At 33.1% G+C, this 16,873-nt stretch carries 22 protein-coding genes; 5 read left to right on the forward strand and 17 right to left on the reverse strand.

Annotation, left to right across the window (positions count from 1 at the left end; all coding sequences use genetic code 11):
- Complete coding sequence (locus tag ACKI42_RS02690; protein WP_407402187.1) at positions 1-4,647, reverse strand: phage tail tape measure protein; 4,647 nt, start codon at positions 4,645-4,647, stop codon at positions 1-3.
- Positions 4,648-5,067: 420 nt separating this feature from the next.
- Here ACKI42_RS02690 and ACKI42_RS02695 point away from each other — a divergent pair, with 420 nt between their 5' ends.
- The 5 genes from ACKI42_RS02695 to ACKI42_RS02715 are packed head-to-tail and all read left to right on the forward strand — an operon-like array spanning position 5,068 to position 6,477.
- Positions 5,068-5,454, forward strand: a complete 387-nt coding sequence (locus tag ACKI42_RS02695) for a hypothetical protein (RefSeq protein WP_407402189.1) — start codon at positions 5,068-5,070, stop codon at positions 5,452-5,454.
- Between the two features lie 59 nt (positions 5,455-5,513).
- Positions 5,514-5,723, forward strand: coding sequence for a hypothetical protein (locus tag ACKI42_RS02700; RefSeq protein ID WP_407402191.1), 210 nt, complete (start codon positions 5,514-5,516; stop codon positions 5,721-5,723).
- Positions 5,713-5,886 carry a SymE family type I addiction module toxin gene (locus ACKI42_RS02705; protein WP_407402193.1) on the forward strand — a complete coding sequence of 58 codons (174 nt, stop codon included), beginning with the start codon at positions 5,713-5,715 and terminating at the stop codon, positions 5,884-5,886. Before ACKI42_RS02700 ends, ACKI42_RS02705 begins: the two co-directional genes overlap by 11 nt.
- Positions 5,867-6,298 carry a DUF6943 family protein gene (locus tag ACKI42_RS02710; RefSeq protein ID WP_407402195.1) on the forward strand — a complete coding sequence of 144 codons (432 nt, stop codon included), beginning with the start codon at positions 5,867-5,869 and terminating at the stop codon, positions 6,296-6,298. The genes ACKI42_RS02705 and ACKI42_RS02710 overlap by 20 nt, the downstream gene beginning before the upstream one ends.
- Positions 6,295-6,477, forward strand: coding sequence for a hypothetical protein (locus tag ACKI42_RS02715; RefSeq protein ID WP_407402197.1), 183 nt, complete (start codon positions 6,295-6,297; stop codon positions 6,475-6,477). Before ACKI42_RS02710 ends, ACKI42_RS02715 begins: the two co-directional genes overlap by 4 nt.
- Positions 6,478-6,645: 168 nt before the next feature.
- On the opposite strand, the gene ACKI42_RS02720 is transcribed toward ACKI42_RS02715, so the two are convergent.
- From ACKI42_RS02720 to ACKI42_RS02795, 16 genes are all read right to left on the reverse strand, one after another.
- Positions 6,646-7,320, reverse strand: a complete 675-nt coding sequence (locus tag ACKI42_RS02720) for a hypothetical protein (protein WP_407402199.1) — start codon at positions 7,318-7,320, stop codon at positions 6,646-6,648.
- Positions 7,321-7,341: 21 nt separating this feature from the next.
- Positions 7,342-9,057, reverse strand: a complete 1,716-nt coding sequence (locus tag ACKI42_RS02725) for a hypothetical protein (protein WP_407402201.1) — start codon at positions 9,055-9,057, stop codon at positions 7,342-7,344.
- The gene (locus tag ACKI42_RS02730; RefSeq protein WP_407402203.1) at positions 9,047-9,670 is read right to left on the reverse strand and encodes a hypothetical protein; all 624 of its coding nucleotides are present in this window, start codon (positions 9,668-9,670) and stop codon (positions 9,047-9,049) included. The genes ACKI42_RS02725 and ACKI42_RS02730 overlap by 11 nt, the downstream gene beginning before the upstream one ends.
- Positions 9,670-10,011 (reverse strand): hypothetical protein, encoded by a 342-nt coding sequence (locus ACKI42_RS02735; protein ID WP_407402205.1) that lies wholly within the window; start codon positions 10,009-10,011, stop codon positions 9,670-9,672. The genes ACKI42_RS02730 and ACKI42_RS02735 overlap by 1 nt, the downstream gene beginning before the upstream one ends.
- A 4-nt stretch (positions 10,012-10,015) precedes the next feature.
- Positions 10,016-10,621: a hypothetical protein gene (locus tag ACKI42_RS02740; protein WP_407402207.1), complete on the reverse strand. Its 606-nt coding sequence runs from the start codon at positions 10,619-10,621 to the stop codon at positions 10,016-10,018.
- Between the two features lie 414 nt (positions 10,622-11,035).
- Complete coding sequence (locus ACKI42_RS02745) at positions 11,036-11,857, reverse strand: hypothetical protein (RefSeq protein ID WP_407402209.1); 822 nt, start codon at positions 11,855-11,857, stop codon at positions 11,036-11,038.
- A gap of 37 nt (positions 11,858-11,894) precedes the next feature.
- Positions 11,895-12,266, reverse strand: a complete 372-nt coding sequence (locus tag ACKI42_RS02750) for a hypothetical protein (RefSeq protein ID WP_407402211.1) — start codon at positions 12,264-12,266, stop codon at positions 11,895-11,897.
- Positions 12,267-12,363: 97 nt separating this feature from the next.
- Positions 12,364-12,528 (reverse strand): hypothetical protein, encoded by a 165-nt coding sequence (locus ACKI42_RS02755; RefSeq protein WP_407402213.1) that lies wholly within the window; start codon positions 12,526-12,528, stop codon positions 12,364-12,366.
- Positions 12,509-12,808 (reverse strand): hypothetical protein, encoded by a 300-nt coding sequence (locus ACKI42_RS02760; RefSeq protein WP_407402215.1) that lies wholly within the window; start codon positions 12,806-12,808, stop codon positions 12,509-12,511. Before ACKI42_RS02760 ends, ACKI42_RS02755 begins: the two co-directional genes overlap by 20 nt.
- 31 nt (positions 12,809-12,839) lie before the next feature.
- Entirely contained in the window at positions 12,840-13,076 is a 237-nt protein-coding gene (locus tag ACKI42_RS02765; protein WP_407402217.1) for a hypothetical protein, read from the reverse strand.
- A 243-nt stretch (positions 13,077-13,319) separates the two neighbouring features.
- Positions 13,320-13,856 carry a DUF4468 domain-containing protein gene (locus ACKI42_RS02770; RefSeq protein ID WP_407402219.1) on the reverse strand — a complete coding sequence of 179 codons (537 nt, stop codon included), beginning with the start codon at positions 13,854-13,856 and terminating at the stop codon, positions 13,320-13,322.
- Between the two features lie 135 nt (positions 13,857-13,991).
- Positions 13,992-14,180, reverse strand: coding sequence for a hypothetical protein (locus tag ACKI42_RS02775; RefSeq protein ID WP_407402221.1), 189 nt, complete (start codon positions 14,178-14,180; stop codon positions 13,992-13,994).
- Positions 14,181-14,220: 40 nt separating this feature from the next.
- Positions 14,221-14,607, reverse strand: coding sequence for a hypothetical protein (locus ACKI42_RS02780; RefSeq protein ID WP_407402223.1), 387 nt, complete (start codon positions 14,605-14,607; stop codon positions 14,221-14,223).
- Complete coding sequence (locus ACKI42_RS02785; protein WP_407402225.1) at positions 14,607-15,056, reverse strand: hypothetical protein; 450 nt, start codon at positions 15,054-15,056, stop codon at positions 14,607-14,609. The genes ACKI42_RS02780 and ACKI42_RS02785 overlap by 1 nt, the downstream gene beginning before the upstream one ends.
- On the reverse strand, positions 15,049-15,939 hold the full coding sequence (locus tag ACKI42_RS02790) for a hypothetical protein (protein ID WP_407402227.1): 891 nt from the start codon (positions 15,937-15,939) through the stop codon (positions 15,049-15,051). The genes ACKI42_RS02785 and ACKI42_RS02790 overlap by 8 nt, the downstream gene beginning before the upstream one ends.
- Positions 15,940-15,979: 40 nt before the next feature.
- The gene (locus ACKI42_RS02795; RefSeq protein ID WP_407402229.1) at positions 15,980-16,873 is read right to left on the reverse strand and encodes a DUF6712 family protein; all 894 of its coding nucleotides are present in this window, start codon (positions 16,871-16,873) and stop codon (positions 15,980-15,982) included.

The following is a 16,873-nucleotide window of genomic DNA, read 5'->3' on the forward strand; positions in this document are numbered from 1 at the left end:
TCAACGTTTTTGTCTATTATTTAGTTTTCGATAATCATCTACCATTTCAGAAATAGGTTCACCATTTCGTGTAGATTTTACGATGTATGCTTCAATTCCGTCATTTTGTATCACCTTCATAGTTTGAGTGAACTCAGACAAAACATTCATCATTTTTATCATTACATCATCATTATTAGAAGAAGTTAAAGGCTTTTCAGGAACTGTATTAAATCCAGTCTCAAAACCTTTAGCACGGGTATTGGCAGAATAGATTGCAGATTTTAATTCTGGAGAATAGGTTGTCCATGTAGGTGAATCTATAACCATTTCAACTCCTTTTTCTCCAGCGATGAAATGTGTAGGACGATTAACCAATCCGGACTTTAATCTACTTCTTCGAACATTAAATTTTTTACCATCCTGAGAACGTTGCATTGGATATTCTCTATCTTCCATATTAAAACCATCCTCAAAACCTTCAGCAGTTGGTAATGGCGTGTTCATAATAGTATTCAATTGGAATGCTCCTATTGTACCAACCAATACTGCTGCAATAGTTCCCGCTATTGGTCCTAATTGAGAATAAGCCTGCATAATAGCTACAGAAGTATTTGTAATTACTTCCGCAATTTTCATGGCACGTTCCCTTTTAGCTTGTTTAATGGCTAAATCACTTTTTCTTTTCGCAAGATCATTATCAGCTTCAATAGTTTTCTTTTTGAAAGTTTCTTGATTAATGATGCCTAAGTCTAGCTGTTGTTTTAATTTTGTTTTTCTCTTTTCGGTGTTGTTTTCGTAGGTTTTAAGTTGTCTTTTTTCATTAGCTTCCACGAACTGAAAGTAAGCACTAAACATCTGTTGCATCACCCCAACCACGGCAGTTACTTTACCTAGATTAGCTGATAAGTTATCTGTATTTTTAAATAATCCTTCCCATTCATCTGGGGACATACCAAGAAGATCCCGAGCTGTACCTTTTTGCTCAAAGGAGTTAAGTCCTTTTTGTGCATTTCCCTTTTTAGATTCGCTATTGCCTTGTTTTAAAGCCTGTGTTTGAGCTAGAAGTTCAGCTATTTTGTTTTGGTATTCTTCAATAGTTTTTAATTGTTCTGGATCTAACGCTGCCAATGAATTTAATGACATTAAAATATTAAATTCATTTACTTTTCCTTGAAGAAATTTTAGTTGGCGTTCTAAAGCTTGTTGTTGATAGTATTTTTCAATAGCAGCTTTTCCATCCTCCCAAGTTCTTATATTTTCTAAATCCTTATTTTGTCCAACAGATTTTAAAAATGCAATCTGATTTTCAACCGTCTTGAAAGTAGCAATTTTATTATTTTTTTCGCGAGTAATAAGGTCTATTTCATTTTTCAAATTTTCCTCTTCACGTTTGATATATTGAGCCGAATATTTTTGCTGCAATACAACTCTTTTATTATCGTAAATAGCTTCTTGCGATTTTTTAAATTCATTAAGTGAAGCATTATTACTATCCCACGAAGTTTTCAGAGCTTCAAAAAGCAATTTATCATTGCCCTTTGCTTTATCTATTTCAATCTGAAGCTTATCATAATCTGATTGGTTTATTTTCTTTTTATCTATCTCCGCAAATTTTCTTTGTTTTTGAATTTCCAAAGCAGCTTCTTCTTTTTCAAATCCCTCAGCCATCGCTTCAATTCGAGCATCGTCTATATCAATTTGAATTTGTCTTTCCAAAGTATCAGCTTCCTCTCCTCGACGTTTCAAATTATTCATGTCTTTCTGATGCTGATTTTCTTCGCGCTCAGCTTTTTTAGCTGCTACAGAAGCTTCTCGTTCAGCTTTTTTTCGAGCACGTTCTGCATCATTGTCTTCTTTATCTTTATCACTATCTGGAATTTTGTAAGTAGAAACACCACCAACAACTTGGTTAGGATTTTTTAATAAAAATCGTTCTTGAAGTTTATTGATTTCAGACATTTCCCCATTCAATTTATTTAAAGCTTCTGTTCTTTTCATGATAGCATCTTGAACTGTAGGCATGTATTTTTGAAACTCTTCAGCTTGCTTTTTGGGGGACATTTTATCCCATTCCACAAAATCAACATCGCGCTTTAGTTTAGGTCCTGGTCTAAAAGTATCATTCAACCAATAACCAGCATTGTTGCCTGTTTGCCCAAATACTCCTGTGTAAGCACTTTTATCATTTGTTTGCTCATCAACAATTTTTTTCATCAAATCAACCTTCTTAGATTGAATCGCTTCTGCCATTGCCTTTTGATCTAGAGCTGCTATATATTTTTTTATTGATGTAGTTGCTTCTTGAGTTTTAATGTTTTCAAGCGTCAGGTTACCTAAATATTCAGGGGATATTGCATTTATTCTTTTAATAGCATTTATTCTTTGCTCCTTTGTAAGATTTTCATTTCTGGCAACTGCAATCAAAGAATGTAGCTCCGCTTTTTCTTGTGCTACTTTTGTTGCAGAAATTTGCCGAATATCATTTAATAATTTTTGTTTACTTACAATTACTTCTGTCTCTTGACCGAAAGCTACATAAGCAGTTATTAGAAGTGTTGCAATTGCTAGGACTGCTCCAAAAGGATTTGCCGCCATAGCTAAATTTAAGCGTTGCTGAGCTGCAGTTTGTAAAGTAGTTGCTCCTGTAAGTCTACCAATAGCGATACCTCCAAGACCTACAACTAAATTCCAAGAAGTTTGCAACATTGTACCTACTTGGTTCAATCCATTATTTAACTTTTGAATTACAGTATAACCCAACAATTGATTTCTTGCACTTGTTAAAGTAACATTAGTCAACATCATAGCGGCATTGTAAGAAAATGTGGATACTGCTGCAATAGAAATAATTTTAATCATTAAAATTAAAGCCTCACGAAAATTGGTTATACCACCTTCCGTATCATTTACTACACCTATAAACTTTCCAAAATTTGTAATTGTAGCTTCTAAGAATTGAGCCATTTTAGCACTGGTGAAAGTCTCTATCATTTTTCGTTGAACTTTCTCCCATATTGCTGCAGCATTATTATTTACTTTATTAAATTCATCCTGTAAAGAAGTTCCTTGCTCTACGGCAGTATTTGCAATCTCAACAGATTTTCTGAATAATTCTACATTAGAAGATGCTGCTCCAATAACTCCACTAACTTCTTGATCCGAAAGTTTTAATTTATCCAATACAGCTGCCAACTGATCAGGATCTAATCCTTTTAATCCTTCAGAAAATTTAAGAAAGAATTCTGCCGGATTTTGCTTAATCATGTCTTTAACCTGCTGAACAGGAATATTCATTATTTCAGAAAATCCTTTTGTATCGTTTGCGGCTACTCTTAGGAATTTAGAAAATCCTGAAGATCCGATTTCAGAATTGATTCCTAACTCCTCAAATGCAGATCCATAGCCTAATAATACATTCAATGGTGGACGCAATGCTTCAGGGGTTCTACCCATACGCAAAACAAAATCTGATATATTTTGCTCGGATGATGCACCTGACGCAGCTAGTTCATTCATTGCGGATCCTACTTCATTGATAGCAGTTGCAATCGGAATGTTTTTAGTTTCACTATATAGTTTACTTATTTTTCCTAGACTATTGGCAAGGTCTTCAGCACTACCTTCCCACGAATCACCTAAGGCAACGTATGCCTTATCTACTTCTTGTGTAAAATCTAGTATTTCCTCTTTCGCTACACCTAATCTACCGCCAACCTCTGCCATTTTTAGTAAGTCTAGCTTTTTAGTTCTAGTATCGAATTCGACGAAAGCTTTAGATAACTCTATCACTTCATCTTTCGTAAGCCCTGTAGTCTTTTCAACTCCAGTCATAGCATCAGCCAGTTCATTATTTCTGTCTATAATAGCTTTCACAGATAATGCAAACCCAGCAAAGAATGCAGCACCTGCAGCAATGATTCCTGAATACTGATTGAATTGATCTGCTAAATCTTGAAATGAAGATTTGCTTTCATCTGCACCGCCTTCTACTTCTTTTAGTCTAGCTTTTATTTCAGCAATCTGACCTACCAACTTATCCGCAGCTTCACTGCCTGGTACAACATTTAGTTTTAATGAATTTAATAATGCTAATTCCTTTTTTAATTGAGCAACAGTAAGCTTTGTTACATCCATAGAACCGCGCAAATCATCTATTCTTTTCTTATTAGACGAAATTACTTCTTCATTCTTTTTGACTTCAATGTTTAGCTTATTGTATTCTTTGGTGGTTTTGTCAAGTGATTCCTTAGCTTTAGCTTGCTTAGAAGTTAGATCAGATAATGCTATGGCATTAGCCTTAGATACTTCGGCTGCTTTTGCTTTAGCCTCGTCAATCTTCTTATTATACTTATCATAGTCAGCTGTATCTTTTTTATAAGATTCTCTTTTTTTCTCCAGTGCCACTAACTCAGCTTTGTGAATCTTCTCTTGCTTATCTAGCTTTTCTTGAAGCTTATCTACCTTAGTTGTATAACTACTTACCGCCGCAGTATCTGCTTTACGGTCTTTTTCTAGCTGTCGAAGTGTCTCAGATAGTTTTTTGTTTTCTTCAATATATTGCTTGGTCTCGTTGGATAGCGAATGAATCTCCTGTTGCGCAGGATCTGTATTGATGACAATAGTCATCTTCATTATCTCATCTCTAATTTGTTTGCCAGAAGCCATGTTCTATTCGTTTCGGCAAAGGTGCATCAGGGAATCGGTGGGCGTTGTGACGCATTTTGCGAACGCAATTCGCATTTAATCATTTGGAAATGACGAAAAGCCCCTAGAACCTCATGAGTAGGGCTTTTTTGTCATATATCCCCATATCGGTGGCTTTGCGACCGCCAACCCACCAAGTGAGCGGGTCGGGCTCTGAAAGAATCAAAACCTTTTTCAAAAATTTTGAAAAAGGTTTTGATATTGGTTTTCAATGTTTTAACTAGTTTGAGTGAAAAAATATAGCGTTTTTTTGTATGGGAGCTGCTCCAAGTTACTATTATTTATAATAGGTATAAATAACTGATTTACAAACAATTAAAGCAATTTTATATCCGTTTTATCGGATATATTTCGTAAATTAGAGTAGTTAAATAATTAATAATGAATGACTTACAGACAAAAGCGAACGGATTGAAGACAGTAAATCCCGCTACAGATGCAAAAGCGAACGGTAGAAGCGAAAACACAAAAGTTGATGCGAAAGCACTCATTTTGGAAACAACAGCCGACAAAAGGATTAAAAACCTCGAAAACTTTCAAAAATTATGTACACGACACAATTATTTGAAACGTAAGAGCGACAATTTAAACTCTTATTTGATAAGCCGTGACGGATTGAAAGAAACTTTAACCATTGAATGTGCCGAGGGAGAAGATTTTGAAATTTCAAATAATGCTATTATAGGAGCAATTTTGGAACTCTGCCAAAATAAATTATTTGATTTATTAGAAAAATCAGAAAAAGAAGTTTTAGAATACACCATTTAACAAAAAAATAAGGCGGAAGCCTCGACCGCTCCGCCTTATATTAAATAATTGAATGACTTATGAAAATCATCGACCACAAAGATATTAATTTATCATCAAAAGTAATAGAAATATTAAGCCAAAAAGGGTACAGCCAAATATTTGACTGGGCAGAATATTATGAGTATAAAAAAGCGACTGTAAACGCAATTTTTCAAGCTTCTAGCATTGCAGAATTATTTATTGTCAATAGTTGTGAAATTTCAGATTACGAAGAATATGTTTTTTAAAAAATTAAAGATTTGCTACCAATGGCAAGGAAAAAAACAAGTGCCAAAACTAAATATTTCTGGGGCTTGGTTGCAAAATGCAGGTTTTGAAATTGGAAAAAATATAAAAATTGAAGTATCACAAAATAAAATAACTATTTATAATGACGATAAAAACGCATAACGGAGCAAAAAAAGAACTGAATAACAATGAAACTGTATTCTATATCCAAAGTAGAGGAAACAACTCAGGAAGACCGCTAAAAAAGGCAATTCCGAATTGTTGGGAGGTAAGAACAGAAAGAAGTATAGATTTTGAAATAATGTACATCATTTTTGAAAGTAAAATATTACTTCCTTTCTTGCGAGGTTCTGTTATTCCTTTTTTAAGTCTTGAAGAATATAAAAAAATTGTTCATCCAATTTTAAAAAATGCTATCAATGATAATCGAATCATAAATGAACACTATCTGCAGATAAGAAAAATAGAGCAAAATATCGCTAACCAGGATAAAATAAAATCTTTGCTTAGTGAAATGAAAATAACCTTATCTCATCAAGTTTTTAAAAAAATAAAAACAGAAAAAATAATATGAAAACACCCATACAAAAAAGATACCCTCCCGAACTCGCTGAAAAATTGGAAGAAATAAAAATTGAAATTATTGAACGGATGGAGAATCCGGATTTTGATTTTATGGAAGTTGAGGAAGTCTTTCAAGAATTTGGAGTAGAACCGGATTACATTTTTGAAGTACTCAACGAAATTATTTAAACAAAGAACGCCCGAAATAGGGCGTTTTTTTATGATGAATATTTAACCGTTTACAAACGCTTAAAAAAAAATTCGTTTCGCCTTTATAGGCTCAACGAAATGGGTTTTTATCCTTGCTTTTTCCTTTCTTTAAAAACATAGATGAATTGATATTATTAGATTATATAATCAACTAAGTAATTTTTTGATAAATGTTTCATCTTCGAAAATATCAGTTGTTTTGTCTCCTAATGTTGAAAATAGATTATTTATACATTCGAAGATTAAACGATGAAATTCACTAGATTCTATTTCTCCAAGTATAGACCGATTTAAATTATCTGACAGAACTTGGACTTCATCAAAAATACTATTTCTCAGTTTTACGTGATTATTCACATGTGTAATAATTGAATCACCAAGTCTTATACGTTCATCTGATTTGATAATGAACTTGTTTTTTATTATATCTACTACAATAATTTGTAACTTTCTGTAAGCTTGTAAATAATCATTTTCATCTTCAAACATTTTAGAGTCTGAAAACTTTTTTAATTCATTTTTCTTCGAAGAATTATTAATAAATATATCAGTAAAACTATTGTGACTTGAAACATGAAGAAATTTATTTCGGAAAAACATAACCAATTCTATTGCAAATATTTCATCTTTATTAAAAATTTTAAAATCATATAATAAATCAATTTTACTTTGAAATGGGATACTTCTCTTATTAGAAAAATTTCGAGATTTTTCTACTTCACTTAATGACAGATAGTGAACAATTAGTCCATTAATAAGGTTTTCAACATTAAGAGAATTTTCTAAAATTTCCATTCTCAATTCCATGTTTAAATTTTCCATTTTTTTCCAAATATACAAAAATCAATGCATCATTGGAGCGTATGAAGTTCCAGAGGTTTGTATCTTCTTGATGATATTGACGTACTTTGGGCGGTACATATAATATTTTAAGGCATCGCTTAAATTGGTAGACCACATGGGTCTTCTAGCCATTGGAATGCTTTCAGAAGATTTGTTTTTATATATACGTCGTACACCTTTAGCATTAAGTTTTATTATTTGTTTTGCTACTTCCATTGAAGATTTTAGTTCTCGACATTGATGTAGATCGATCAACACTTTTGGAAGCTTAGAGTTTGTTTCACCAAACATTTCTTTCATGAGATGAAATTCTTCTTCTTGATAGATTGTTTTTTGTCCTAAACTCATCATATTCACTGTCCAACCTGTAGGCTTGTCATCCTCATATTCTATATGTCTTTTCACGGCAGAAGCTCTGTCATTTTTAGTCTTTGCATTTTGATTCCCGGAACGATCATAATATAGATCTAAAATCTTAATAGGATGATTAATGAAAAAATCACGGAACTGTTTTGCAATAGCAATTTCGTTTTGTTCTAGTGTCCAAAAATTTTTCAATAAGCGTTGAACCCAACCTTGTTCCTGACCGATTACTAATGAATTCATATCTCCAAAATCCATTCCTCCTTCTAATTTTTGTCTTCTATTTACATATTTCAATCCATCTGATGTAATTATCGGATTCTCTCCGAAATTAAATTGATGAAAAAAATCTAATAACAATCCATCATCAAAGAAATTCTTTGCTGAAAGATTAGGATAAAATTTTTCACCTTGTTTTACCTCATGCTTCATAGACAATATTGCGGGGCGAAACTCTTCAGGTCCTAAAGCCTTCAATTGTTCTTTGAAATAATCGAGCTGCAAAATATCAGCATTCGCAAATGTGGATATCATACTAAATAAAGTAGAATTTACACGCACTTTTGCTAATCTCTGATTCCAACGTTGGAAAGACTTTTTCTGCCTTTCATATTCCATAGCATCTTTCTTAACATAAGCTTTTACTAAAGCTTTTTTTATTTCATTTACCGTTAATGAAGCGCGAACAATATTCATGATTTGTTCAGGATCCATATTCTTTTCTTGATCTAGGATCCAATCATATTCATTAATGTTTAAGATATTTGGCATATCCGTCGTAAATGTTTTACCCAGATAATAATGACTATGCCCAAATCTCATTTTTTCACCTCTTACTGCAGGAAGTAATTTATCTAGCTTTGCTTTATCCTGATATTTTACTTCATCACCAAAAGCATGTTGGTAAGAATCCCCCGCCATAGATGATATAATATCCATAGATGCCAACTTGAAAAAGCATCCATTATACCAAGAGATAGTATGTTTGTATGTAATTGGTTTTTTATAGGGTTTTGCAAAATTAGATGGTGGTTTTTCATTAATCACATAATGGATACCTTCCTTCAAACCAAGATCATTCCATCCTTTAATCATGGAAGGGATTGTGTTGGAAAGTAAGTTTGTATAAAAATCTCCAGTAAAGGCGAAGTAAGCACCAGGCATTGCTTTTGCAATTCTTACAGAACGACGTGCAATTATCTGTGTAGTTTTACCAAGAGCACGACCACCAACAATATATAGGTTGGTAGGATCAATTACTTCCACTCCCATCCCAAATGAATTCACATATTGATATTCTGCATTACCTTTGAAAGTTCCCGTCGGTTCTTCAAAAATTCTATTAGCTCCCATTTCTTGGATTGTGTTCGTGTGTTAAGAATCTCAATGGGAAAGTGTCTACTTCCGCTTTTGCAGCTTCTTTTACCTTTTCCGGAACATCCGGTAGTGTATCAATAAATGCAGCCAATTCGGCCCTAGAAACAGGCTCTTCACCAAACATTTTAATGTCCGTCGTTAAAATTTGTATCTGTTTCATGAGATCTTCTTCCATTTCAAGAATTTCTTCCTTGTCAAGTTGAAGTGTATCTTTAATAGTTGCCAATATTTTAACAGAATCCAGAAAGTCTTTGGGAGTTTTTGAAAGCTTTATAGATGCTGTAAAACATTTCATCATCTTATCTGCTAACAGATTTCTCCAAATATCTTTTGGCAATGAACTCTCAGAGGAAAAATGAGTTAATGCATCTTTTAAAAGTTTTACAGCTTCATATCTTTTGAAACCATCTACTTGTACTAGATAGTTTATAATAGCTTCCTGATTAGGAAAATCAAACTGACGACGATGCATACCCCAAATCTTTTCTAGCAGTAGTGCATACTCAGCAATTTTGGGAGGTATATTTTTACCAGATTCCATCCATTCCAAAAGATCCTCCAGTTCTATATCGTCAAATGAATATTTCATTATGAATTAAAAAGTTCTTGTTTAATATTTTCTATCTTTTGCTCTTCCCACTTTTTCTCTATCTGCTGCTTGGCAGTTATATTTCCTTTCTTGGCATTATCCAACATTGCTTTGTCTGTATCTGCCTGAGCCATGAGCAGACCTCTGTAGTAAGCGGTATTAATATGCGTGCCTTCAACTTTGAAATCGCGTATAAAAAGTCTTTTTTTTCGTTGAAGAACTAAGCATATTTTATCTGCAGAATATCCAATAGAAGCTAATTCTGAAACCATTTCTAATTCCTCCTCTGCTAGTGGACACCAATTGGATATTGTTTCCGTCTCTAAAATTTCTATTTTCATTTCGTTAGTTTATTTTGAATACAACTTTGCATTCGCTGAATAGCCTTTTCCTAAGGTTGTAAACACTTTCATCGTTTACCACTACATATTGCTCGTAGCATGCATTTTCACCCCAATTTCCCGAACCTTCAATAGTATAGTAATCGGTCTCTGTTTTTATTGCCACTATTTTAGAATGATTCCAGGTATAGACAACAGATATCATAGGATCTAAACTTGCCCAAGCATTAATGGAATCAGAAACCTTCGGATTTCGCTTCATCATAGAATCTGAAATCACAAGATTAATTTTATCAATCTTACCCATTCTCTTCATTTCCTGAAGTGCTTCCACAACTTTCATTGATATTGAATAAGTAGAAGCCGTTAATTCTTCAATGAAATTTAACCTAGAGATAAGCTCAACGAAAGTAAAACCATTAAAAGCCTTGATTGTTTGCAAAAATTTTATCTCTCCTGGATCTGGGAGTTTTACCAAATCTTCTGAAAGATTCTCAATAATATCAGTCTGTATATTTAGGAATTTAGAGGTAAAGGCGGAGCTGTTACCTTCCGCCTTTTCTTCCTGGTTATTAGATTTTACCCCTATGTCGTTTTTGCTGAAAAGCATACATTTATTTTAACCTATTTTCAAAATCCACCCATTGCCTGCAGCAATCTCTTGTTATATGAAGCTGCATCCAAAACATTATTGACATCAAAGGACACGAAATAAGAATTATCCACGGTATAGGTCCTTCGGTTTCATTATTCCAGAACTGAAAAACACTATGTATAAAAAACAAAACAGGAAATGTTGAACTCAACGCAAAGCAAATTTCTGTGAAGAAAGTTGATGCCTTATTCTTACTGAACAAAACAACAGATGGATAAGTTATTGATGCTAAGGATCCTATTAAAAGCGCAATTGTATCAATCAATTCATTATCTTGTTTATTAAAATAAATCATAAAAACGAAGGCTGAGTAAAAACTTGAATTCAGCAACGTTGCAATAGTCAAATGTTTAAAGTGTTTTTTCATAATTATTTCTTTAATACATGTTTGAAATCTTCTATCAATCTTTTTTCTATGGCAGTAAGTCTTTTTTGCCATGTTTCTACAAGCTCAGATTTACCCTGACCATTGTATCGTGAAATAGATTTCTGAGCATTAGATTTCCCTTTGAACAACTCAGCTTCTGACATCTCGCCAACATCTTGTTTCATTTTCAAATCAGCTAATGACGCATGCTTTCCTAAAATCTTACCAGCATCTCTGTAAAAGTCTAATTCATCTTTTATTTCCTGATTCAAGTTCCATTGTTCTAGAGCATTTTTACCAAGCTCGAATAATCTTTCTTCAGCTTCGCCGTTATTAGCAGCTGTAAGAATTTCGGCATGCGTGGCAGCGTATTTTTTATATGCTGTAATCTTATCTGTTACCAATGCTTTGATTTCCAAAGGGGTATTTTCAAGATCCAAAAATGGATACTCGTCACGTAGCTTCATTCCATCCATCACATCAGGAACTGATTGCAAATTGAGTTTCTTCAATATCTCAGCATTCGGATCTACCGGAGGAATATCATCTACTGGAGGATTTGGCGGAGTATCGTCTTTTTGATGCTTTTCTTCCTCCTCATCATCACCATTATACAAGGCAATGTCTTTGTCTGTGATTTCAAAATGTTTTTTAACATCATAGATTAGACCTGTTAACTTTTCTGGGGTGTATCCTAATTGGTAATAATACACGGTGCGGATATTGGTTTCAGCAGCGTATTCTTTCAAAAGCTCTGTATATAGCCTTTGATTTTTTAGTCCTTCATTATTTTTAAGGATTTTTAAAACATTTCTATTTTTCATTTTGAGATTTTTTTTGATTAGAAAAAATGGAATCCTATCAGATTTCATAAGAATAATTTTTTAAGATGTAGAATTTCCTTACCGTAGTGTAAGTGAGAAGTATGGAAGTAAATGTTGAATGAAAAATTGATTTTTCACTAAAGAATGCAGTACCATACAAAACAAAAATTATAAGAAAAAGAATTACAGAAAGCACATCGATCAAAGCAAAAATGCCTGATTTTCTATACCGCATAGCTTCTGGCAGTTCTTTTCGTTGAGTTTCTAAAACTCCAATCTCGAAAAGGAAAAAAGCAGACAAAGAAGGGAATACTACATATTTCCACTGAGGGAAAACCAACAGCACAAAAATTGCCCAAAGTAAAACTACCAACTGTGCATAAATAAATCTTCTGTGATAAGGATGCATATATTTTATTTTTAACAAACCTACTGCGTTCGCAATTCCGAAGTTGTGACGCAATTACAAAGCAAAAAAAAACCACTCCGAAGAGTGGTCTGTAAAATCAAATTGTCACTTTATAAAATTTATTTTCATCAAAAGGAAAGGTTACATACTGATCACCATCTACCAATATCATAAGATCACCTTTTTTTTTCCAAAGAGATCCTGCATCTACATGCACACTCTCATAGGATATAATATCAATTTCATTTCGGTAATGTTCCATTGTTGTAGTTATTTCGTTCGTGTTGTAGGTCTAAGAAGGTTTCAGAATCTTCTTCTACCATATCTGTCATACATCTGAAAAAGCCCAATATCTTTTGAAATTTTACTTTTTCTTCCAGCGAAGCATTTACTTCTGCCTTTGCATACATTTCGAAAATGGTATCAGTTACCATTTCAGAACTTCCGAAATCTTCGTAAATACTTACGATAAGATTTACAATTTTGTTTTCCATTTGATCAATAGGATGAAATCCTTGTTGTCCATTGTTTCTTAGTTTCATAATAAATCATGTATTAAATGAATCAATGAAACTAATAAGAACCGTACTTCAATCGGAAATTTTCTAATGCATTTTGTGCCGCTATTAATTTGGTTTTACCATAGGCGTGGGTCTGCCTGTCTTTCAGATTGGTAACAACAGAAATGAATACATTGTTGAATTTTTGATACGTAAAATAGATTTCTTCACGCTCTTCAATTTTCTTTAGCTGCTTAGCTTTTCTGTTAAGTGTTTGTCTTTTTTTGGATTTTTTTGTTTCGTTTCGCATTATATTATTGTTTAAAAGTTATCCTCAATAAAACCCACAAAAAAAGACATTGGTTTTCGTGGGTGTCGCGAAACGAAACAGATCCGAGGATAAGTTTACCACTAATAGCCAATGCCAGAAGTTAAATATCGTTGAAAATTTTTTGGATAATTTTAAAGACTCATCCGTTGTCTGTTTCGTTTCGCTTTTGCAAATATGTGAAACATTTTTTAATTGTGCAAGAAAAAATATATAAAGAAATTTTTACCAATCGTCATTGGCAGTTTTGCCCTTATCCATTTCTGCTTTTAAAGTTATTACCATTTTACTAATTTCTGTGTCAATATAATCTTTCAATTCTTTGGATATTTTTTTTCTAAATGTTTCAGAACCAGTAATCCACTCATTCCAACCAGGGACAATTTCGCTTTCGGTTATTAGACCCGCTTTTTCGTGAGTGAAATTAGTAAACTCATACTTGTATCTCCCGTCTTTAGCAGACACCGTAACATCAAATTTTATATGACCCGCTCTACCTTGACCTCCCATGAAGATTTTACTTGAGAAATTAAATAATCCACGACCCATTACCATATTGTTATCTGGATCATCTAGTTGTATAACATATTTTGGATTGTTGAAAACTTTAGTAAACCAAATTTTGGAACGGCTGTACAATTGTTTTGCTGTGCTAGTACTGTCAGAAACCTTAACTACCTCACTTATTTTTAAGGGTTCATCTGTCTGAGCAAAAGATAACAATGAAAATAATAAGAAAAGTAATAGTATAGCTTTTTTCATAAAATAAGATTTCTTGCTAAAATAAAAAAATCCTGTCCAAAAAAGACAGGATAAACACAAATGATGAAAAAAAATTTAAGTAAAATAAACCACCAGAAGATTTACTACAATGCTAATATACAATTTGTTGTTAGATTATGCAGAAAATATTTTATTTTTTTCTTTCAGCCAATCTTCGTAAGCTGATAAAAGCTTTTGTTCTGTATCTTGGGATAGTTCGTAAGTGCCTTTAAATACTTTTCTCGTATAATCATAGCTCAAATCATAATTCTCACAAAAGTCTTTGAGATTAATCCCTGCAAACAATAGTTTTAATTTTTCCATACCCAAAGATAGTGGTAATATCCGATATATAGGCTATTATTTACAATTGATTTCCATCTAATTCGTTAATAATATCCTCACGTACAGCAGCAGTTAATCCAAATGTCAAATCTTTAGACAATCCTGAGTAGTGCCCCATAAGTATACGGTTGTGAATATTGTAAGTTTTCTTTCTGGTATACTTATCCGTTTTCAACGGCTTCGTAAGTCTTTTCATATCTACCATTCTCATAACTCCTTTATGGCGGTAGATTAGAGAGTCTTCATTAGTAACTATGTTTCGAAAATCTAGGGATTTCTTTCTAAATCTGGGAACATTTTCATTCTGAGTTTTTTGCATCTTATCTCCATGTTGTTGCAAAACTCTTTTTTGAAAAGCAGAAACTATTAGCTTTTCTTTTTCCTTTCTTTCCGCTAGTACATCCATTAGAAATCAATGTAAGATTTAGCATCAACCTCAATAGAGTAGCCCATACATTGAGCCTTTCTAGAAAAAGCATCTATATTCAAAGAATCTCGATCAAGATCCAAAGCCAAACAATCTTCTCTTGTAAAAAAGGTTTTAACAAATGGTTTCACTACTTCTGAAATTCGTTGCAGAGTGTCTATATAATCATTTTGATTCTTGAAAACTTTCAGATCTACTTTTTCACATAGGAAAAATTGCAAATAAGATTTGTAGCCGCTATCATCCTCTTCTCCAAAACCACCATAAGAGGGTACTACTGCACACAATAGTAAGCCATCTTCTTTTTTATGATCTCCCATGACATTGGCAAGCTCATCATCGGTAACCAAAAATTCAACCTTTTTAATCTCTGGAATACCTGCACGAATTTCTGCAATCTTTTCTCGTAGTGTCTTTATATCAATCATTGTTTTGGCTTTCAGATTGGTTCTTTGCGTCTTCCATTTCTTGCTTTTCTTTACGGTTTCTGAATACCAGATCACACATTCTAATCAGAATAATCAGGTAGTCCTCACATCGTACTTTGTCGTAAGGACCAAATACACCACTTTCGGCTAATTGAAAGGATGTAGATCTCAATCCTATACTTTCTACAGGTTTATCAGTTTGCACCTCTTCACCATTGCTTTCTGACTGAAATAGCATCGAAATTTCTATTTCTTTTCCGTCCAAAAGTATAGCACAATCTTTTGTAATATAATTAACGAAAGAAACAAATAGTAGATAAAAGCCGTACACGTGGCGTATATCCAACATATCAAACCATTTGCATCTCTTATCAATGTTTAGATTTTCGAAGCTCTCATTAGGGCGCAAATGAAATATTGCAAATAATCTGAGCAGATATTCTATTTCTCCAGTCTTTTTAAAATTTTCATATTCTCCAAAGCCATCTTCAAATTGTCCGTATTTTATCCCTTCGAAATTATCTTTTACGCTTTTATATGTCAGACCTTTGTACATAAATGATTTTACGGGATTATGAATGAAATCTAAAACCAAATGTTTCATACCAGAATCATCAATAGTGAAGAAACTATCTAGTAGTTCTGAAGCTATATAGATATTTCCCCATTTCTCATCTTCTGCAGCTTCAAACTCTTCTTTGCTAAAAGACATATTCATCAAAATATAAAGTCCCATGACGCGAAACTTATGATAGGTTATTTCGCTATTGTGAAATAGATAAATCAGTTTTGACATATCCAAGAACTGATCACGTTTGCATTCTCCCAAATTTTCGGGAATCCAATAACGCTTTTTTAATTCTAAAATTTCAAGTGAATGCATTCAAGTATTTTTACGATGCTAATATACAAATTGTTGTGAATTAAGTAGATACAAATCCGTCCTTATCGTCGAAGTTTAATAGCCTTCTGGGTACATAAACTGTCTTAGTTTTTCTAATTTCTTGCTCTAAAGACAGCAAAGCAGAATCTTTTATTCTATCGTAGTGCAAAGCTGTAGATTCTACATCATACCCGTTAGTCGCTTTTCTTCCTGTTCTTTCAGCTTTCATTAAACCTTCAGGAAATAGTTGATTTGATAATTTGTTGATACCATCTGACATGGCATAGTGAACGCAAGCATTCTGAATCAATTTTTTTATTCTTGAATTATTTTGTTCTTTGTATTCAGCAAATTTATTTCCGACTCTATTAATGATTTCAGTTTCTTCAAAATACCGCATTGCGGGAGCTAATTTATAATACAGTAAATGAGAATTATTGATATGAACAAAATCCTGAAACACTCTCAGGTTCGGCACATACAACCCTGTGAACTGCAACATATATTCTGAAGAATCATATTCTTCTGATTCTGTAATAAATGAAATCAATTCATCAACTGAAGCATAATACGCTTTTTCCATCTCAGCATCTGACTTATTAATCTGCCATTCCCAAGGAGCTTTGTGATGATCGTCAGCACGGAACTGCCTTCCGTTCTCTGTGAATTTAATATCCGTTAATGGAGAAAACTTTCGGAAAGCATCCAATACCAAAGGATATCTTACCAATTCAAGAAACTCATCATTAGAACCCGCTTCATACAAATCAACCGCCTTTTGGTAATTGTCTTTACCAATAATATTTATGATATCACGTGTTGCGCTTCGTAAAGATGGCCACAAGTGAGTTATCTTAATATCAGCATCATTAAGTCCGGAAAGCTCCAATAATTCTGAGCTGTCATCATATTCTTTACTGAATAATATTTTCAT

Source organism: Chryseobacterium sp. (genome assembly GCF_045629545.1).
Taxonomy (GTDB): domain Bacteria; phylum Bacteroidota; class Bacteroidia; order Flavobacteriales; family Weeksellaceae; genus Chryseobacterium.